This is a genomic window from Collinsella sp. TF11-5AC (assembly GCF_003436775.1).
Classification (GTDB): domain Bacteria; phylum Actinomycetota; class Coriobacteriia; order Coriobacteriales; family Coriobacteriaceae; genus Collinsella.
In genome coordinates this window covers 1-2,107 of sequence record NZ_QSQO01000040.1, presented here as the reverse complement: position 1 = coordinate 2,107, position 2,107 = coordinate 1, and the positions used below count along the sequence as shown (strand labels likewise).

Annotated in this window: 2 protein-coding genes; both read left to right on the top strand. The window is 55.4% G+C overall.

Translation table 11 applies throughout. From position 1 onward, the window contains the following. The first annotated feature begins 101 nt into the window (after nt 1–101). Complete coding sequence (abc-f, locus tag DXD16_RS10105; RefSeq protein WP_075279303.1) at nt 102–1,571, top strand: ribosomal protection-like ABC-F family protein; 1,470 nt, start codon at nt 102–104, stop codon at nt 1,569–1,571. Between the two features lie 84 nt (nt 1,572–1,655). After that, nucleotides 1,656–2,066: a hypothetical protein gene (locus DXD16_RS10100; protein ID WP_199408239.1), complete on the top strand. Its 411-nt coding sequence runs from the start codon at nt 1,656–1,658 to the stop codon at nt 2,064–2,066. The last annotated feature ends 41 nt before the right edge of the window (nt 2,067–2,107 follow it).

Sequence of the window (2,107 nt, the reverse complement as noted above, 5' to 3'; positions counted from 1 at the left end):
GACGAACAGCCGATCGTGTCAAATTTGGTCTAACAGAGCCATCTTTTTTGGCATGGCTGCGCTTCCAGTAAAAGGCTAATACACAAAAGGCGGTTCAACCTATGGAACTCATAGTCAAAGCTAAAGACATCTTTTTGGAATATGCCGGCCGCGATATCCTGGATATCGAAGAGTTGGAAATCTACTCCTACGATCGCATCGGCTTGGTGGGAGACAATGGCGCAGGCAAAACCAGCCTGCTTAAAATTCTGAGCGGCAATCTTACCATTGCGGACGCCGACGTCAGGCGCTTCGGCAGCATTGCCCTCATCGGCCAACTCGATGAACTCGACCTTGATGCGGCTCAGGACAGTGGTGAGATGCTCTCCCGTCTCAACGTCGCCGGAGTGGCGCAAGAGACGATGAGCGGCGGAGAGGAAACACGCGCCAAGATTGCCTCTGCGCTCTCCCAGCATGCAAGCGCGATCTTTGCTGATGAGCCTACGAGCCACCTCGACCAAGACGGCATCAGCCTTCTCGTCGGACAACTCAAGGCATTTGATGGAGCCCTTCTCATTGTGAGCCATGACCGTTATTTTCTCGATCAGGTAGTGGACAAGATCTGGGAGCTCAAAGACGGCGGTATTTCCGAATTCTGGGGTGACTACACCGACTATCTGCGACAGAAAGAAGAAGAGCGCAAAGTTCAGGCGGCTCGATACGAAGAGGCGATGCGCGAGCGCGAGCGCCTTGAAGCCGCCATCGAAAAACAACGGAAAAAAGCACGGCAGGTCGACGCCAAGCAGAAGGGCGCAAAGAAAAGCAACGAGTATGCAGGTCGATTGGGGCATCAGAAAGCAACCGGCACCAAACAGAAGAGGATGTACCAGGCGGCTAAGGACATGGAGAAGCGCCTCGAAGCGCTCGAAGGGATTGAGGCCCCCGACAGCATTCGCACCGTGCGGTTCCGCCAGAGCAAGGCCCTGGAACTGCATAGTAAATTTCCCATCTCGGCAGACGATTTCAGCTTGAGCTTCGGCAACTGCATGCTCTATGACCACGCGAAATTCGAGATACCGCTCGGTGCCAAAGTGGCCATCACCGGTGGCAACGGTACAGGAAAGACCAGCTTGCTGAAGGCAATCGCTCGACGCGCCGACGGTATCAACATCTCTCCCAAGGCAGAGATCGGTTACTTCGAGCAAACAGGCTACAAGTTCGACGCCCGTCAGTCTGCGATCTCGTTCATGCAGGATGGTTGCGAGTACAGCATGACCGAAATCCGAAGCGTCCTCGCCTCTATGGGAATCGGACCGCGTGACCTGGCAAAGGACGTTGGCGTTCTCTCGGGAGGCGAAGTCATCAAGCTGCTGCTCGCGAAGATGCTGCTGGGCAGATACAACATCTTGCTCATGGACGAGCCTGGAAATTACCTGGACATCAAGAGCGCCGAAGCCCTCGAGCAGATGATGAGCGCCTATGCCGGAACGATAGTGTTCGTCTCCCACGATAAGAGGCTGGTCGAGAACGTCGCAGACATTATTTACGAAATAAAGGACACCAAGCTAGTCAAAATCTTTCAGCGCGAATAACCCTAAATGAGCAGGATATATTCCCAGAATGGAGACAAAAGGCCTCGAAGGGGGGGGTGCCTCCAGGCCCTGTCGGCGCTCGCCATGACGCGCATGTACTACGACGGCAGCATGGACGACCGCAGCGCCCTCATCGAAGAACAGCGGATCCTGGACAAATCTCAGGGCTTTCTGAAAAAGAGGCAGGTCCTCGCAGCGCTCATGGAGATGAAGATCGGGGGCATGAAAGGGACGCCCATCGCGCTTCCTCGCGGAGCCCAGGGAAACGCCCTCAAGAGGCTGGTCTCTCAGACCCCCAGAGCCGCTGCAAAAGAGCAACTCCTCGAAGCTAAGGTTGAGATGCGCGCGAGCCTACGCTCCGGAGAGTCGAAGCTGAGGTCCGAGGCCGAAGATCGAAAAGGCAAAATCCAACGCATCGCGGCGGTATCCCGGTCAGCCAGGACGCTGCTCACTGATGGGACCGACTGCTGGCTCATCGACGATCAGACAGATTAGGAAATCAAAACCACCCCTAAAAGGGGTGGTTTGCTCTTAGG

Bases quoted from the DNA above. Each gene is read 5' to 3' on its own strand.
- abc-f (WP_075279303.1), top strand. From the start codon at position 102: ATGGAACTCATAGTCAAAGCTAAAGACATCTTTTTGGAATATGCCGGC.
- DXD16_RS10100 (WP_199408239.1), top strand. From the start codon at position 1,656: ATGACGCGCATGTACTACGACGGCAGCATGGACGACCGCAGCGCCCTC.